Genomic DNA, 16,422 nt, shown 5'->3' on the forward strand with positions numbered 1-16,422 from the left:
TGTTTCTATTCCATTTAAAAGGCGAGCGATGAAAGTATTACTGACAGGCGTGACCGGATATCTCGGCGAAGCGATTGCGCGTGAAGGCGCGTCGCGGGGCTATGACCTGCGTGGATTGTGCCGCGTCATGCCTCCCCCCGAACAGCGCATTGCTAATGTTGAATACGTCGTCGGCGATCTGCTTGAGCCAGACAGTTTACGCGCCGCCTGCGCGGGCTGTGATGCGCTCATTCACAGCGCGGGGCTGGTTTCGATCTGGCGGCGCGACCCCGGCGATTTTTATCGCGTCAACGTCGATGCGACCCGCGAGTTATTTCAAATCGCGTATGAGCAGGGCGTCGAGCGGGCGTTGTATACCTCGTCGTTTTTCGCGCTCGGCCCCACCGATGCGGCCCTGGCGGATGAGACCTGGCTCAACGACCGCGTTGAACCGCCCACCCATTACGCCCGTAGCAAAACCGCCGCCGACCGGCTGGCGCGCTCGTTGATGGACGAAGGCCGCGACCTGACGACGGTGTATCCAGGGGTGATTTACGGCCCCGGGCGCCGCACCCAAGGCAATCATGTTTCCACGCTGGTTGAAGATTTCTGCAAACGAAAAATCCCCGGCGTGATCGGCCCTGACGACCGCCGCTGGACGTTTTCGTATATCGACGACGTTGCTCAAGGCCACTGGTTGGCGCTTGAAACAGGCAAGGCGGGCGGGCGCTACATCCTCGGCGGGCAAGACGCGACCCAGGCGGAACTTTACGAAATGCTCGCCGAACTCACCGGGCAATCCGCGCCGCAGCGGCGCATTCCAGCGGCGTTGGCGTACCTGGTCGCGTTGTTAGAAGAAGGCAAAGCGCGTTTTTTGGGCGCGGCCCCGCGGCTAACGCGCGAGTCGCTGCGGGCGTATTCGTATCACTGGCGTTTCACCAGCCACAAGGCGGTGACCGAACTGGGCTACACGCGCACGCCGCTCAAAATCGGCCTGCAAAAAACCCTCGACGCGCTGGGTTACGCCCCGCCCGAAGACCGCTCGACGCTGTTGTGAATTTTTGTTCCCCGACGGCGTTCTTTCGAGCGCTTTCTCCACACGCTGGTTGAGTCCATCCCGAAATTTTTGATTGCTAGTATACTATATGTCGTTTTGACGTTTGCTGGCGCTGTGTAGCAGTGCGCCCGCAAGAAAGGACACAAATTCAGTGGGACTCTTTTCAGAAAATTCACCCAGTAACCAACCAACCGCCGACGCAGTCGTCGAAGCATTGCGTCATGTACAAGACCCCGACTTACATAAAGACCTGGTCTCGCTCGGAATGGTCAAAGACGTAAAGGTAGAAGGCGCGACCGCGTCGTTTACCGTTGAACTGACCACCCCGGCGTGCCCCATGAAAGCCAAGATCGAACAAGACTGCAAAGAAGCGGTCTCTCAAATCGAAGGCATCGACGAAATCGTGGTCAACATGACGGCCAACACCAGCGCGCGCGGCGCCATGCCGGAGACGCAGGCTATCCCCGGCGTGAAAAACGTGTTCGCGGTTTCGAGCGGCAAGGGCGGCGTGGGCAAATCGACTGTCGCCACCAACCTTGCGCTGTCGATTGCAAAAACCGGCGCCAAAGTCGGGCTGATGGACGCCGACCCCTATGGGCCGAATATCCCCCAGATGTTGGATTGCGAAGCCCCGCCAGTGGTCGAGAACAACCGCATTCAACCGCCGGTCGCGCATGGCATTAAAATGGTCTCGGTCGGGCTGATTGCGCCGGGCGACACGCCGATTGTGTGGCGCGGGCCGATGGTTCACAGTTTAATTCAACAATTTCTGCGCGACGTCGATTGGGGCGAGCTCGATTATCTGGTGGTTGACATGCCGCCGGGCACGGGCGACGCACAATTGAGCCTCTCAAAACTCGCGCCGCTGTCGGGCGTCGTCATGGTCACCACGCCGCAAGAAATTTCACTCGCGGACGTAAAACGCGCCATTCAGATGTTCCGTAAGGTCGAGGTCCCGGTGTTGGGCGTTGTGGAAAACATGGCCTATTTTGCCTGCCCGGATTGCGGCAAGCAACACAACATCTTCGGGTCGGGCGGCGGTGAAGCCATCGCTCGCGACTATGACACCGAGTTCCTGGCGCGTATTCCAATTGACGTGCGGGTCTCGCAAGGCGGCGACTCTGGCAAGCCCATCGTCTTGTCTGATCCCGACGGCGCCATCGCCCAAGAATTCGACAAACTGGCCGGGTCGGTCGCCCAACAAATCAGTATCGCCAATTCTCGAAACACGCCGCTGCCGATTATTCAATAGCAGCGCGAAATTGAACGCCTTGGAGTTGATTCATGCCAATTGAAATTACCCGCCGCGCGTATTTTTGCGCGGCGCATCGTTTGCATAGCCCGCATTTGAGTGAAGACGAAAACCGCGAGACCTACGGCGCCTGCAATAACCCTCACGGTCACGGTCACAACTATTGCTTCGATGTGACCGTGATGGGCGAGGTCGATCCTAAAACCGGCATGTTGATTAACCTCGATGTGTTAGACGAACTGATCGAACGGGAAATTATCGTCCCCGTTGACCACCACAATCTCAACGTCGACGTTGAGATCATGCGCGGCGTGATTCCCACCATGGAAAACATGCTGATGGTTTTTTGGAAGCAGTTAGAGCCGCACATGCCCGCCAACGTCTCATTGAAGCAAGTGGCGCTGCGCGAGTCGGAGAAAAATTCCGCCGTCTATACCGGCCCGCGCTCTGTTACAGGATAAATAACGATGGCTTCTCCGCATACGACGGAAGCGTTATTGGGGCAGGTTCACGAAGAGAGCCAGGCAGACCAGTCGGCGGTCTATTTTTTCGGCTATCCCACCTTTAATAGCCTGATTTTTTGCGCCAAGGCCGAACGCCGCCAAAGCCCCGAGCGCTATTGGCGCTCGCATTGCACCGACTCTGACGCCATCCAGCAAGTGCGCCAGTCGCCGAAGCCGATCATTTTGTCAGGCGAAACCATTTCCGAAAGCCGCGAACGCATGGTGGGTGTGCCCATCGCCAACGGCGTCAATGTCATTGGCGTGGTGGTGCACTGCTACATGCAAGACCGCGCGTTTGATTTTGATCATCTACAAAACATCGTCAATAAACGGGCGGATTCATTCTTCAACAGTTGGGTCGAATTTCTGGTCGCCGAACAATCGCGTCCGTTGTCTGCGCTATTTGATATTGCCGGGTCGGTTTCGTCGTCGCTTGACCTCGACCGGGTGTTAATCAACGTCGTCGAACAGGCGACCATTTTGTTCCGCGCCAAGATGAGTTCGCTGATGTTGGTCGACGCCAAACGCAACGAACTCGAAATGGTGACCGCGTATGGCTGCAGCCTGGAGTATCTCGACAAACCCAACCTGCCCATCGACGGCACCGTGTTGGGCCGCGCCGTCAAAGAAAAAAGTATGCAGATCGTCGAAAATCTTTTTGAGGAGCCTCATTATCTGCATAAAGAACTGGCCGCGCGCGAGGGCGTTTGCGCGTTGTTGGCCGCGCCCATCATTTTTCAAGAACGGGTTTTGGGCGTCTTGAATATATACACCTCAATGCCGCGCCGCTGGCAGCGCTCTGAACGCGACCTGTTGTTGACCTTCGCCAACCATACCGCGATCGCCATCACCAACGCGCGAGTGCACGAGCAGGTGCTTTCGATGGAAGAACAGCTTCACGTCTCGGCCAAACTGGCGACGGTCGGCGAAATCGCCGCTGGACTCGCGCATGAAATTCGCAACCCGCTAGCGGTCATTAACATGCTGATCCATTCCTGGAAAGGCGCGACGCCGACCGGGGCGGATTTTGAACATGACATCAACGTCATCATTCAAAAGATCAGCGATATGAATTCGCTGGTTACTGATTTGCTCAATCTGGCCATTACCCGCCCACTCGAACGCACCCCGGTGAATATGAATGAAGTGATTGACCGCGTGTTGCGCCTGCTGCGCCACCGCATCAGCCAACAGCGGGTTTTGTTGCGCATCAATCTCGACCGCGAGGCGCCAGAAATCCGGGCGGACCGCGAACGCATTGAGCAGGCGGTTCTCAACCTCTTGCTCAACGCGCTCGACGTCACGCCCGAAGCGGGTACGATTACCGTCGCGCTGTGGACGATAGACGATACGCTCAAAATCAGCGTCGCTGACTCAGGCCCCGGCATCCCCGAAGACCGCTTTGCGGGATTGTTTAAACCCTTTAATTCGACCAAAAAAAACGGCTTCGGCTTGGGGCTGCCCATCTCAAAACGCATTGTCGAAGAGCATAAAGGCGATATCACCGTCTCTTCGGCCCCGCCAGACGGCGCCACGTTTTTAATCACGCTTCCCTATGATGAAGCGGACGACGAACCCCCGGGTTGAATAAAGCGCCGCGTCAATCTTTTATGAACGCCGCAGGGTCTCTATAATCCACACATCTTTCTCAATGAGAACAACGTCTTAAAAACCGTTTTTTATTTTTTTGTAGGAATAATCCGTATGCTTTTGTCCGTCATCATGCCCGTCTATAACGAATGCGAGACCATCGGTGAAATCATCGACATGGTCATGGCTGAAAAAACGCCGAAAGAGCTCATCATCGTTGATGATTGCTCGGAAGACGGCACCCGCGATTTTCTTAACAACTATTCGCGCGAAGGCGTGCGCATTTATTTCCATGAAGTCAATCAGGGAAAAGGCGCCGCCATCCGCACCGGCCAGCAACACGTCAACGGCGACATGGTCATCATTCAAGACGCCGACCTCGAATATGACCCCAATGAATACCCGCGCTTGATTCGGCCCATTCAACATAACAACGCCGATGTGGTGTACGGCTCGCGCTTTATTGGCGAAGAAAAGCGCGTACTGTATTTCTGGCACTCGCTGGGCAATAAATTTTTAACGCTGCTGTCGAACATGTTGACCAATCTGAACCTGTCAGATATGGAAACCTGTTACAAAGCGTTCCGCACCGAAGTATTCAAACGAATCACCATCGAATCCGACCGCTTTGGCATGGAGCCGGAACTCACCGCCAAAGTCGCCAAGATGGGCTGCCGCGTCTATGAGGTGCCGATTTCATATCATGGCCGCTCGTATTCGGAAGGCAAAAAAATCACCTGGCGCGATGGGGTTTCGGCGATCTGGTGCATCATCAAATTCAACTTGCTGCAATAGAATTCCATGAGCGACGCAAAACAAGTGCATGTAATCATCAATGGCCGGGTGCAGGGCGTGGGCTACCGTTATTTCGCCCAAAACGCCGCGCAGTCGCTGGGCCTGACGGGCGAGGTGCGCAACCTCGCCGACCGCCGGGTCGAGCTGGTCGCCGAAGGCCCGGAGAGCGATTTAAAACAATTGCTCAAACGCCTGCAAGCAGGCCCCGCATTATCTCACGTCTCATCGTTAGACGTTAACTGGCGTCCCGCGCGCGGCGAGTTTCGCGGGTTTGATATCACCTATTAACCTCACCAATGGATGGATAACCGACCATGAAAATTATTACCGACCGCGTTCATGTTGAAACCAGGGGCGACGCCGACATCATCGACCTGACCCCGAAGTTGGTCGCCGCGTTGAACCAAAGCGGCCTGCGCGAAGGCCAAATGACGGTGTTCGCGCCCGGCGCCACGGCGGGAATCAGCACCATCGAATACGAGCCGGGCCTGCTCAAAGACGTGCCCGCCGCGATGGAAAAAATCGCCCCGTCAAACGCGACCTACCAACACGACCTCACCTGGCACGACGGCAACGGACACTCGCACGTCCGCGCCACCCTGATCGGCCCTTCGATGACCGTACCCTTCGTCGACGGACAACTCACGCTGGGCACATGGCAGCAGGTCATCTTGTTGGATTTCGACAACCGCCCGCGCAGCCGCAGCATCGTTGTCCAACTCATGGGAGAGTAAGGCGTATGCCGCTGAAGAACGGTTGGAAGAGCCGCCCCGCCCGTGAACGCATCAGCAAGATCGTCGAGATTCTCAAGGCCGAACACGACGACGAATGCGGGCTGCGCTTTCAGTCCCCGTTTGAATTATTAATCGCCACCATCCTGTCCGCGCAATGCACCGACGAGCGCGTTAACAAAGTGACGCCCGCCTTGTTCAAAAAATACCCGACGCCCCAAACAATGGCGAACGCTGAGATCGAAGACTTAGAAGCGTTGGTTCGCTCCACCGGGTTCTTTCGACAAAAATCAAAGTCGATCCAAGCCGTCGCCGAAGCGCTGCATGAGCAATACAACGATGAGGTTCCAAACGACATGGTGGCGCTGACCGCCCTACCGGGCATTGGCCGCAAGACCGCCAACGTCGTTCTTGGCACTGCCTACGGAGAGGCCGCCATGCCGGTCGACACCCACGTCAAGCGGCTTTCTAACCTGTTGGGGCTGACCAAACATTCGGACCCGGTGAAAATTGAGATGGACTTACTGAAACTGGTTGATGAAGATGAGCAGACCGGCTTCTCGCATCGCTTGATCTGGCATGGACGCCGCGTGTGTTTCGCCCGCAGGCCCAATTGCCCCGAATGCGCCCTCGCGCCCTACTGCCCGTCCGAAAAGAACGGCGCATAGTCAAGTTTGCGATAAGCATTTCTACGGTTTTCTCTCTCACCGTTCAATTGATATTTTGCGCAATCATTGTTATGCTCGCTTAGAATTAACAAAGACAAAATTCATCCAAAGGCAAAATGACGATGGCTTCTACAAAATTCCGCATTGTGGTTCATGGATTTCTCATTGCTGCATGTATGGCGCTTTTTATGATCTCTCAACAAGCGTTTGCGGCTGCGCCTGCATGGAGTACGCAATTCCCCCGGCTGTTTTTTACGCAAGCGAAGGTTGAGGCGCTTCAACAAAAATTACCAAACGACGAAGCGCTCCAAGCCGCGTGGAAGCAGATTCTTGGGCGGGCTGACAGATATCTCAACGACGAATTGGTCTCGCTGGATTACGCTGAATCGGGCAGCGGTCAACACGGAAACTATGGGCGCCCCAGCAACCAGGTTCGGGGCATGGCCGCCATGCTAGGTCTGGCCTATCAAATGACGGGCGAAGAAAAATACGCCGAGAAACTTAGGCTGGCGTTGCTGCATTTCATTCAATTAAAACGCTGGGCGGGCGACGCCCAACGCGATCCGCCCTGGCACTCAGAACTCAACACTGCGCGTTTTTGTTTTGGCTACGCGGTTGGCTATGACAGCATTCACGATTATCTTTCTGAAGCCGACCGCGAGCGCATCCGCGACGGCATGGCGCGATTGGGAATCGTCCCAACGATGAATGACTGGGTGTTGCCAGCGCAGCGCATTCACGCGCTTGATTCGATGGGGCATAACTGGTGGAGCGTCTGCGTGGGGATGGCGGGGGTCGCATCGCTGTCTGTTCTGGGTGAACACCCGGACGCCGAAATGTGGGTGCAGGAAATTCGCGACGGGTTCCCGGAATTTTTTGTCTATCAAGGCAACGTGCTGCAAAACAAAAGCGTCAACTTCGACCGCAAAGGCGCGTTTTATGAAAGCGTCAACTACGCCAATTATGCGCTTTCCGAATACCTGTTATATCACCTGGCTTACACAAATGTGTTTAGTCAGCCGCCGCCTGAAATTCCCTTGTTGAATTCAGTAGGCGACTTTTTTATTCATACCGCTTATCCCGCAAACGACTCGCTTTACACCGTCAACTTTGGCGATAGCAGCCAGCACGCCTCCGGCGAGAAGACGCTGCAATTGCTCAAAGCCTGCGGGTTTGATTCACCAATGTATTCATGGTATCTGGCCCGCACCGACTGGGGGCTGAATGACCCAATCGGCTTGCTCAATCAAAATCCCATACCAATGAACCAGCCGCCCGATGATTTAGAAACCTCTATGCTTTACCCTGACATTGGCTGGTGCATGATGCGCGACTCATGGCAGGACGATGCGTCCCTGCTTGCTATCAAATCAGGATTCGCATGGAACCACGCCCACCCCGACGCTGGATCATTTATTTTATTTCACGGCGGCAAACCGCTAATTATCGACTCGGGCAATTGCTCTTATAGCCGTCGCGAATATTCAGCCTACTATCGCCAAAGCAAGGCGCACAATGTGGTGTTGTTTGACGGCGAAGCGCAAAACCCCGAAGACGTTTCGCGCGGCGACCGCGGCGTGGTCGAACCGGGGCGGGTGTTGCATCTGATGGATTCGTCAGGGATCAAATATGCGCTCGCAGACGCAACCGGGCCGACCTCGTGGAAGACGTCGCGCAATTACCGCAGCTTTTTATGGATCGACGACGCCATCCTGATTTTCGATGATATCCGCACCCATGACGAACACCAGATGGAGTGGCTGTTGCATTACGAAGGCGCGGCTGAAGATTCCGGCGACACGGTGCTGTTATCGAACGGGGATGAATCCCGCGCGGCGGTGCATTTTCTTTACCCCGAAGACAAAGCGTTCGTCAGAAAAAAAGGCCTGAAAGATCACGACCCGGATACCGAAGTCGAATACATCGCTGTCACGCCTGACCAGAAAACCCGCGAGCAGAAGTTTATTACCGCTGTGTTGCCTTATGGCGCAAACGGCGAGCGCCCCGATTATTCATTCAAACTGTTGCAAGGCGACGAGATGCTGGGCGTCCAAATCGAACATAACGGCAAGGTGACAAACGTCTATCTCAATTTGCGCGCAGACGGCAGGCGCATGCACCGCAACAGCAATAAAGTCATCGACGGTTGGGAGACAGACGCCTACTTGTTCGGGTTCACTCGCGCAAAAAATGCGGATGACAGTTTGAACGTAATCGAGCGTGGGTTTGTGATGAGCGGAAGTTATCTTCGCAAAGACCAACAAGTCATGTTGAGCTCATTGTCAAAAGTCTATTCGGTATTTTCATACAGCGATCAAGGCATGGACGTCGTCTTACAGGGGCAACCGCTGGTCAATTGCAGCATCCATTCTCCAGATCGTTCATTACCAACCCGGCTCAATGGAGAAACCGTCAACCCGCAATGGAACGCCGTTGGCGCTCGCTTTCAACTCAAACAAGAATAAGGAAAAACCATGATGCTTCGATATGCTTTGTTGCTGATGTTCGCTGTTCAATTTGTTTATGTCAGTTATGGAGAAAAACCGCTGATCGTGAAACACGGGACCATTGATCTTGATTTGGTTGAATGCACGCCCGTTGTGTTTAGAGACCGCCTCTTCCGGTTTGAGTACGTCCGCCCGGGATACAAGCCCAACAAAACCGACGATTCTTATTTCCGCTTCATCGACGTTGAAACCAACACGCCGACGAAGAGTTTTGCGCATGGCTATGACTTGGGCAGTGCGTTCGTCGACGGCGATACGGTTTACGTGACCGCCGTGAACCCGTGGGGAGACGAACAGATTGATCTGTTTTATTCAACCGACCTGATTGAATGGAAGACGCGCCCTGTGTTGAAGGATACGAAATTTGAAATCTTCAACACGTCGATCTGCAAAGACGACAAAGGCTATGTGTTGATGTTTGAAATCGGCGGCCCTGCGGAAGAAGCCGGATCAAGATTCACCGCCCGTTTCGCGACCTCGAAAGATTTGAAAACCTGGACGCTCACGCCGAACGAATGCGTGTATGCCAAAGACCGCTACACCGCGCCGCACTGTCTGCGTTATCTCGACGGCTTTTATTACAACTTCTACCTCGAAGCCCACGATGGATATGAGATGCGCGTGGTTCGCTCGAAAGATTTGATCCAGTGGGAACCAAGCCCGCTCAATCCCGTGTTGCGTCATTCAGAAGATGATAAGAAAATCGCCAACCCTAATCTGACCGATGAGCAGCGCAAAGAGATTGCCGAAGCAACCAACCTGAACAACTCCGACATCGACTTTTGCGAGTATCAGGGTCGCTTGGTGATTTCGTATTCGTGGGGCAATCAGCAAGGCAAGGAGTTCCTCGCCGAAGCGCATTATGAAGGCTCTGAAGAATCATTCCTGCGCGGTTGGTTCCCCGAGAAGGAATAGCAATAAAATATGGGTAAGTTTTGTCGGGTGGGTTCGCGAAGCCGCCCTACCGTTATGGCGTTTTAATCAATCAGGTGGGTCAAAAATGATCCACCCTACGATATACATTGGGGAGGGCGAACCTCCTGGTGAGCCGCATGAAAAGGAAAATGCTTCGCGACTGCGCGGCTCGGCGGGAGCCTCGCCCTCCCAAAAATCATCTCAGTTTTGTAGGGTGGATAAAGACCCCACCATTTTCAATTGTGTGAATCGTTTTATTGTAAAAAGAAAAACCCCGCTTCAATTTTATTGAAGCGGGGTTTTGTTTGTACGATCAGTGTTTCTTCAGAAGGCGAGGCTGCCTACGAGCAGCCGCTGGTTGAGCCGCAGTTCAGGCATTTATAACAGGCGCCGTTGCGAACCATGATCGCGCCGCATTCATGGCACGGAGGCGCGTCGGCCTGCACCTCAAACGTAAAGTTCCCTTTGCCGCCGGAACCGTTTCCATTGGCTTGCGGGGTGAGGCCGTTGTCTTCGCTCAAATCGCTGTGGTCATCGGCAACGGCTTTCTTGCTGCGGTCGATGATGCCCAGCGATAGTTTTTCTTCCGCCGAGAGAAATTTCGACGCCATCCAACGGAAGATGTAATCGGTAATCGACTTGGCGATGGGAATCTCAGGATTGCCCGTGAAACCCGCCGGCTCAAAGCGCGTATGCGAAAATTTGTTGACCAGAACTTCCAACGGAACGCCGTATTGCAGCGTCAACGAAATCGTGGTCGCGAAGGCGTCCATCAGGCCTGAAACCACGCTGCCTTCTTTCGCCATAGTCAAGAAAATCTCGCCCGGCTTTCCGTCCGGGAACAACCCGACGGTGATATAGCCCTCGTGTCCGGCGATGCTGAATTTGTGGGTAATCGCCTGACGTTCGTCCGACAAACGGCGACGGTAGGGCTTTGGCGAACCGTTGCTGCCTGTGCTTGCCTGCGGAGCGGCCGCCTTGGGAGCGTCTTTGGCCCTGGTCTTCAGCGGTTGGACTTTCTTGCAGCCGTCGCGATAGACCGCGACCGCTTTGAGCCCGAGTTCCCACGCGGCCATGTAGGCTTTTTGGATCTCGTGGGAGGTGGCTTCTTCGGGCAAGTTGACCGTCTTTGAAATTGCGCCCGACAAAAACGGCTGCACCGCGCCCATCATGCGGATGTGTCCCATGTATTGAATGGAGCGCTCGCCGTTGCCGGGTTTAAACGCGCAATCGAAGACTGGCAGATGGTCCTGAATTAAAGCCGGGGCGCCCTCGATGGTGTCGTGTTCATCGACGTAACCGACGATCTTCAACACTTGGTCGCGTGAGTAGCCCAGGTTTTTTAATGCGCGGGGGACGGTGTTGTTGACAATCTTCAACATGCCGCCGCCGACCAGGCTTTTGTATTTCACCAGCGCGATGTCCGGCTCGATGCCGGTGGTGTCGCAATCCATCATAAAGGCGATGGTGCCAGTGGGCGCGAGTACGGTAACCTGCGCATTACGGAAGCCGTGCTGCTTGCCGTGGTCGAGCGCAACGTCCCACGAATGGTTGGCTGCTTGATGCAGCGCGGTCGGCGCCAGGTCGGCGTCAATTTTATACGACTCGTCGCGGTGCATCCCAATGACGTTTAACATCGGTTCGCGGTTGCGGCTATAGGCTTCAAACGGTTCCATCGCTTCGGCGATGCGAGAACTTTGCGCATACGATTCGCCGCACATCAGCGAAGTGATCGCCGCCGCATAGGCGCGGCCTTCGTCGCTGTCATAGGGCAAGCCGTTCGCCATCAACAACGCGCCCAGGTTGGCGTATCCCAAGCCGAGAGTGCGGAAAATGTGGCTCATCTTATCAATCTTCGGGGTTGGATAGCTGGCGTTATCGACCAGCATTTCCTGCGCGGAGATCATTATATCCACCGTATGACGGAAGGTTTCAACATGAAACGAGCCGTCTTCTTTGACGTACTTCATCAGGTTGATCGAGGCCAGGTTGCAGGCGGTGTTGTCAAGGAACATATATTCGGAACACGGGTTTGAAGCGTTGATGGCGCCGTCAGCGGGGCAGGTGTGCCACTTATTGATGACCGTGTCAAACTGCATGCCAGGGTCGCCGCAATCGTAGGTGCAATCCGACACCATTTGCATCATATCGCGCGCTTTGAAGGTTTCGCAATCAGCGCCGTCCTGGACGAACTTGGTCGACCAGTTGGCGTCATTTTTGACCGCGTGCATAAAATCGTCGGTCACGCGCACGCTGTGGTTGGCGTTTTGAAAGAAGATGGAGCCATAGGCTTCGCCGTTAAACGAGCCGTCATACCCGGCTTCGATCAGCGCCCAGGCTTTTTTTTCTTCACGCGCTTTGCTGCGAATAAAATCGACAATATCAGGGTGGTCCATGTTGAGGATCACCATTTTAGCGGCGCGCCGGGTTTTGCCGCCCGATTTAATCACGCCAGCAAACGCATCATAGCCCTTCATAAACGAGACCGGGCCGGAGGCTTCGCCGCCACCGCGTAATTTTTCTTTCGACGAGCGGATCGGCGACAGGTTCGAGCCAGTGCCAGACCCAAACTTGAACAACATGCCTTCGGTTTTGGCGAGTTCTAAAATCGAGGTCATGGTGTCGTCGACCGAGTTGATGAAACAGGCCGAGCATTGCGGTTCTTTTTCAACGCCGACGTTAAACCACACAGGGCTGTTGAACGCCGTGTGTTGGTGTAACAACAGATAGGTCAGTTCGTCGCCAAATGTTTGCTGGTCTTCAAACGACTCAAAATAACTTTGGCGTTGGCCCCATGAAACGATGGTGCTCACCACCCGGCCAATCAGCTGGCGTACGCTGGTTTCGCGTTCCGGGGTGTCCATGGTTCCACGAAAATATTTTGACACGACGACATTGGTCGCCAGCTGCGACCAGAATTTAGGGAACTCGACGCCGCGTTGTTCAAACACAACATCGCCCTTTTCGCCGCTGATGACGGCGTCGCGTACTTCCCACTCAATTTGGTCAAATGGGTCTTGGCCTTTCTTGGTGTAAACGCGCTGAAATTTCAATTTTGTTTTTGCGGCAGTGTTCGGCATTTCTTTTTTTGCGTCCCTCATCCCTGCGTCAGTTTTGGCTTGTAGCCTGTTAGAATCAACAATCGCCATTATTACTGTACTCCTTATCTTTAAAGTCTAGGCAGTTAAATGTGGATTAAATCAATGAATGAAATAACATTTCACAACTCAAATAAATTCGATGAAAATCTATCTATTGAGGCGAAAAAGAATTTAGACCCAATATATAGTGGTGTCAAGCTGTTTTTTTACAATTTAATTATATACAATGTAATTATGACTAAAGATTAAAAGATTTTTCTTCGATAACTGCTTACAGACTCTATAGTTAGAAACCCGGGTGGGCAGAACTCCTGGCAAAATCAAAAAAAACGCGAAAAAAGAATGATTTTAAATTAAAATTACCTAAACTCTAAAATACAAAATAACAACGAAATTAAGAAACAAGGTTTAACTGCTTTTATGCCACCAGAAACGAAGAGCGGAAATAAAGGGCGCCTGCTTTTGGAAAAAGGTCTAACCTTCTTCCACAAGGGAGAGTATGACGCGGCTTCTGAGATTCTGCTCGAAGCGGTCATGGAAGACGCCCATTCCTATGAGGCGATGTATAACCTCGCCTGTTGTTACTCAATGTTGGGGCAAAAAGACAGCGCCTTAAGTTATCTCCATCGCTCCGCCCAAATGGCCCCGCAATGCGTCGATTGGGCGAAAGAAGACCGCGAGTTTGACCCCATCCGCGAAGACGCGGTTTTTCAAGAATTGCTCGAAGCCCACAACATTGATAAACACGAACAGAAAGAAGCGCCTCATGAAGAGCCGGTTGAAGAAGCCGTTGTTGAAGATGACGAGCCGGATGAAATTGATGCAGAAGAGGCGTACGAAGAAATAGAAGATATCGGACTCGAAGAGCCCGAAGAGTATCAACCCGTGGGAGGGGCAGTAGCGCCAACGCAACAGCCCATCGCAGACCCTGCTCCAATACCGATTAGAAAAGCGGCCAAAAAAGAGCCTGAGAAGCCTAAGTTTCCGCCATGCGCTTCTTGCGGCGGCATCGTCACGATGGAGCGCCGTAACGTACACAGCGTCGTAATGATTCTAATTTTGCTGTGGATCGGTACCATGTTTTGCATCAGCATGTTCCTCAATTTATGGGGCGCGGTTGGTTTTCCCATCATCATGTTCGCCTTTTACCTGTTAATGCAAAACCGTGAAATGTGGGTCTGTCAAAACTGCGGCGCGTCGGGGACTGACTGCGGCCAGCCCCCGGATGAATTAAAAAAGAAATAAGGATTCGCCGCCCGTTATTTCTCCAACGCATGGCGTGAGCCTGGCTTTCCCACCAGATACACCACCAACGCTTCCCGAAACAAATCGTCGCCGCGCAGCGAAACATGAATGATCGTGCGCTGATTGAGAAACGTCTGAAACTGTTCGCGCTCATTCACACTGTCGAGCGGAAACAACGCCGAACGCACCGTAGGGCGTTTGCCTTTTCCGCTTGGGAACTCGCCCCACTCAAAATCATTTAAACATTCACGAACCACCGCGACGCCGCGCTCAATCGAACGGCGGATGGTGTCTTCAGACACCCGCAGCATCGCGGCGATCCGTTTCGGCCCGGCGCCGCACGACAGCATCAATAACATGGTTTGCTGGCTGACTCCCCGTAGTTTGCGTCGCGCCACCCGCCGGATCGCCTCAATCTGCTTCTCTGTTTCTGGCGACGGAACGTCGTCAATGCGTTGTTCATGGAGCGTTTCTAAGCCGCTTTGTTCGCAGATCGAGGCCAGGACGCCCGGGTCCCAGGGCGCTTCGTGATAATCGCGCTCAACGGTAATGTCTTTGAGTTTTTCTTCCCAGGCGGGCGGTTGTCCGTGGTCGGAATCGAATGTTGGAATGGTTCTGGTAAAGTTCGACATCGTATTACGAATCTCCTTTGATTAAAAAAATGGCAAGAGCGGTTCGTAATAGGTGCAAATTTCGCGCCATAAAATTATACAAATGTTCACTATCTTGATTTGACTTGAGATACTTATGGAGGGTTAAGCAAATTTAGAAGGTTCAATCGGTAATTGAATACTTACATTGATGGATGACCATAATATTGATTCCCAAAACGTATTCCGGCCTATCAAAAATCACCAAACAAAAGCAGGCATGGGTGCAACTCTGGGAGCGCCTGTGCATAGGGGCCTGAAAGCCCGCACTGAAGCAAGCAGAGTTGTACCCATGCCGCGCACAACGAAAGACCAAGTATCTATTTTCGGAAGAACCATTTTAATAGTGATTGCCAGAATACCGTGCGGATTGAACTTTCATCACTGTATCTATCACTGTATCTATCACTGAGCGCTACGGGTGCGCTTTACGCACATATTTTGATAAACGCTCTAGCCCCCCTTTTTAAGGGGGGACGGCGCTAAAAGCGCCAGGGGGGATTCGGACGCAACGCGTTGCGCCCCTACATGGCTGATATATTTTTGTTTCGTTGTATCAAGGGCTGCCGTCGCTCCCCCGTATTCCGGCCTAACAAAAATCACCAAACAAAAGCAAGCAGAGTTGTACCCATGCCGCGCACAACGAAAAACCATTTAGAAAGAGAAAAAGTTTGGCGTTAGAAAGCAGGAGGCGATTAAGAAGCCCAGATTGAATACGCGGCGAGCGCGGGGCCGATCCATAAAAAGCCGTCGATCATATCCAGACAGCCGCCGTGGCCGGTGTTGCTTGCGCCAGAATCTTTGGCGCCGCTGTCGCGCTTGATGGCGGATTCAAACAAATCGCCAATCTGACCGATGACCGATAACACAACCGTCACGCTCAACAGTTCGGCGAACGCATACGGTTGTTCGATCCAAAAGGTTTTGCCCCAAAAATGGCTGTGGATATACCCCGAGAGCGCAACCAGCGCGACGGTCAACGCGATGCCGCTCACTGCGCCTTCCCAGGTTTTGTTGGGGCTGAGGACGGGGGCGAGTTTGGTGCGTCCCATTAGTTTGCCGCCAAAGTACGCGCCGGTATCGGTGAAACACGCGACCGATAATAAGAAGAAGAGAAACGCAGGGCCGTGTTCTAAACTGCGCACATAGGGCAGCGTCGCCAGGGGGCCGAGTAAGTAGATCAACGCCAAACCGTGAACGGCGAACTCATTGCGCGAACCGGTGAGTGAATGGCGGATGGTCAAAATGCAGGAGCCCCAAAAAAACAGCAGCCCGCAGGGAATCACCCAGATGGGTTGAACGATGGACGAAGCCATAAAGAGGAGCCCGACGGCGATTTGCCAGATCGAGATATTGGGACAGAGTTTTACGTTATAAAGCGCGTAGAGTTCAACGCGGCCTACGAGAAAAAATACAAATACAGCCACAG

Annotated in this window: 14 protein-coding genes; 11 read left to right on the forward strand and 3 right to left on the reverse strand. The window is 53.5% G+C overall.

What is annotated here, in order from left to right; translation table 11 throughout:
- The first annotated feature begins 28 nt into the window (after positions 1-28).
- The 10 genes from P9L94_19415 (at position 29) to P9L94_19460 (ending at position 9,997) form a co-directional block, all read left to right on the forward strand.
- The gene (locus tag P9L94_19415) at positions 29-1,036 is read left to right on the forward strand and encodes an NAD-dependent epimerase/dehydratase family protein (GenBank protein ID MDP8246261.1); all 1,008 of its coding nucleotides are present in this window, start codon (positions 29-31) and stop codon (positions 1,034-1,036) included.
- A gap of 151 nt (positions 1,037-1,187) precedes the next feature.
- Positions 1,188-2,288 carry an Mrp/NBP35 family ATP-binding protein gene (locus tag P9L94_19420; protein ID MDP8246262.1) on the forward strand — a complete coding sequence of 367 codons (1,101 nt, stop codon included), beginning with the start codon at positions 1,188-1,190 and terminating at the stop codon, positions 2,286-2,288.
- A 32-nt stretch (positions 2,289-2,320) separates the two neighbouring features.
- Positions 2,321-2,749 carry a 6-carboxytetrahydropterin synthase gene (locus tag P9L94_19425; protein MDP8246263.1) on the forward strand — a complete coding sequence of 143 codons (429 nt, stop codon included), beginning with the start codon at positions 2,321-2,323 and terminating at the stop codon, positions 2,747-2,749.
- Positions 2,750-2,755: 6 nt separating this feature from the next.
- Positions 2,756-4,378, forward strand: coding sequence for an ATP-binding protein (locus P9L94_19430; GenBank protein ID MDP8246264.1), 1,623 nt, complete (start codon positions 2,756-2,758; stop codon positions 4,376-4,378).
- Positions 4,379-4,495: 117 nt separating this feature from the next.
- Complete coding sequence (locus P9L94_19435) at positions 4,496-5,176, forward strand: glycosyltransferase family 2 protein (GenBank protein MDP8246265.1); 681 nt, start codon at positions 4,496-4,498, stop codon at positions 5,174-5,176.
- A gap of 6 nt (positions 5,177-5,182) precedes the next feature.
- Entirely contained in the window at positions 5,183-5,464 is a 282-nt protein-coding gene (locus P9L94_19440; GenBank protein ID MDP8246266.1) for an acylphosphatase, read from the forward strand.
- A gap of 26 nt (positions 5,465-5,490) precedes the next feature.
- A complete protein-coding gene (locus tag P9L94_19445; GenBank protein ID MDP8246267.1) occupies positions 5,491-5,910 on the forward strand; it encodes a secondary thiamine-phosphate synthase enzyme YjbQ in 420 nt (139 codons plus the stop codon).
- Between the two features lie 5 nt (positions 5,911-5,915).
- Positions 5,916-6,575 carry an endonuclease III gene (nth, locus tag P9L94_19450; GenBank protein ID MDP8246268.1) on the forward strand — a complete coding sequence of 220 codons (660 nt, stop codon included), beginning with the start codon at positions 5,916-5,918 and terminating at the stop codon, positions 6,573-6,575.
- A 122-nt stretch (positions 6,576-6,697) separates the two neighbouring features.
- Positions 6,698-9,040: a heparinase II/III family protein gene (locus P9L94_19455; GenBank protein ID MDP8246269.1), complete on the forward strand. Its 2,343-nt coding sequence runs from the start codon at positions 6,698-6,700 to the stop codon at positions 9,038-9,040.
- Between the two features lie 9 nt (positions 9,041-9,049).
- The gene (locus tag P9L94_19460) at positions 9,050-9,997 is read left to right on the forward strand and encodes a hypothetical protein (GenBank protein MDP8246270.1); all 948 of its coding nucleotides are present in this window, start codon (positions 9,050-9,052) and stop codon (positions 9,995-9,997) included.
- 341 nt (positions 9,998-10,338) lie between these two features.
- Here P9L94_19460 and P9L94_19465 read toward each other — a convergent pair whose 3' ends face one another.
- Entirely contained in the window at positions 10,339-13,146 is a 2,808-nt protein-coding gene (locus P9L94_19465; protein ID MDP8246271.1) for a vitamin B12-dependent ribonucleotide reductase, read from the reverse strand.
- A gap of 414 nt (positions 13,147-13,560) precedes the next feature.
- Between P9L94_19465 and P9L94_19470 the strand changes: the two genes are divergently transcribed.
- Positions 13,561-14,343, forward strand: a complete 783-nt coding sequence (locus P9L94_19470; protein ID MDP8246272.1) for a tetratricopeptide repeat protein — start codon at positions 13,561-13,563, stop codon at positions 14,341-14,343.
- 14 nt (positions 14,344-14,357) lie between these two features.
- Here P9L94_19470 and P9L94_19475 read toward each other — a convergent pair whose 3' ends face one another.
- Both P9L94_19475 and P9L94_19480 read right to left on the reverse strand, forming a co-directional pair.
- The gene (locus tag P9L94_19475; protein ID MDP8246273.1) at positions 14,358-14,975 is read right to left on the reverse strand and encodes a hypothetical protein; all 618 of its coding nucleotides are present in this window, start codon (positions 14,973-14,975) and stop codon (positions 14,358-14,360) included.
- 713 nt (positions 14,976-15,688) lie between these two features.
- A partial coding sequence (locus tag P9L94_19480; GenBank protein MDP8246274.1) for a phosphatidate cytidylyltransferase occupies positions 15,689-16,422 on the reverse strand: 734 nt, incomplete at its 5' end.

The organism is Candidatus Hinthialibacter antarcticus, from assembly GCA_030765645.1.
In the GTDB taxonomy this organism is placed as follows: domain Bacteria; phylum Hinthialibacterota; class Hinthialibacteria; order Hinthialibacterales; family Hinthialibacteraceae; genus Hinthialibacter; species Hinthialibacter antarcticus.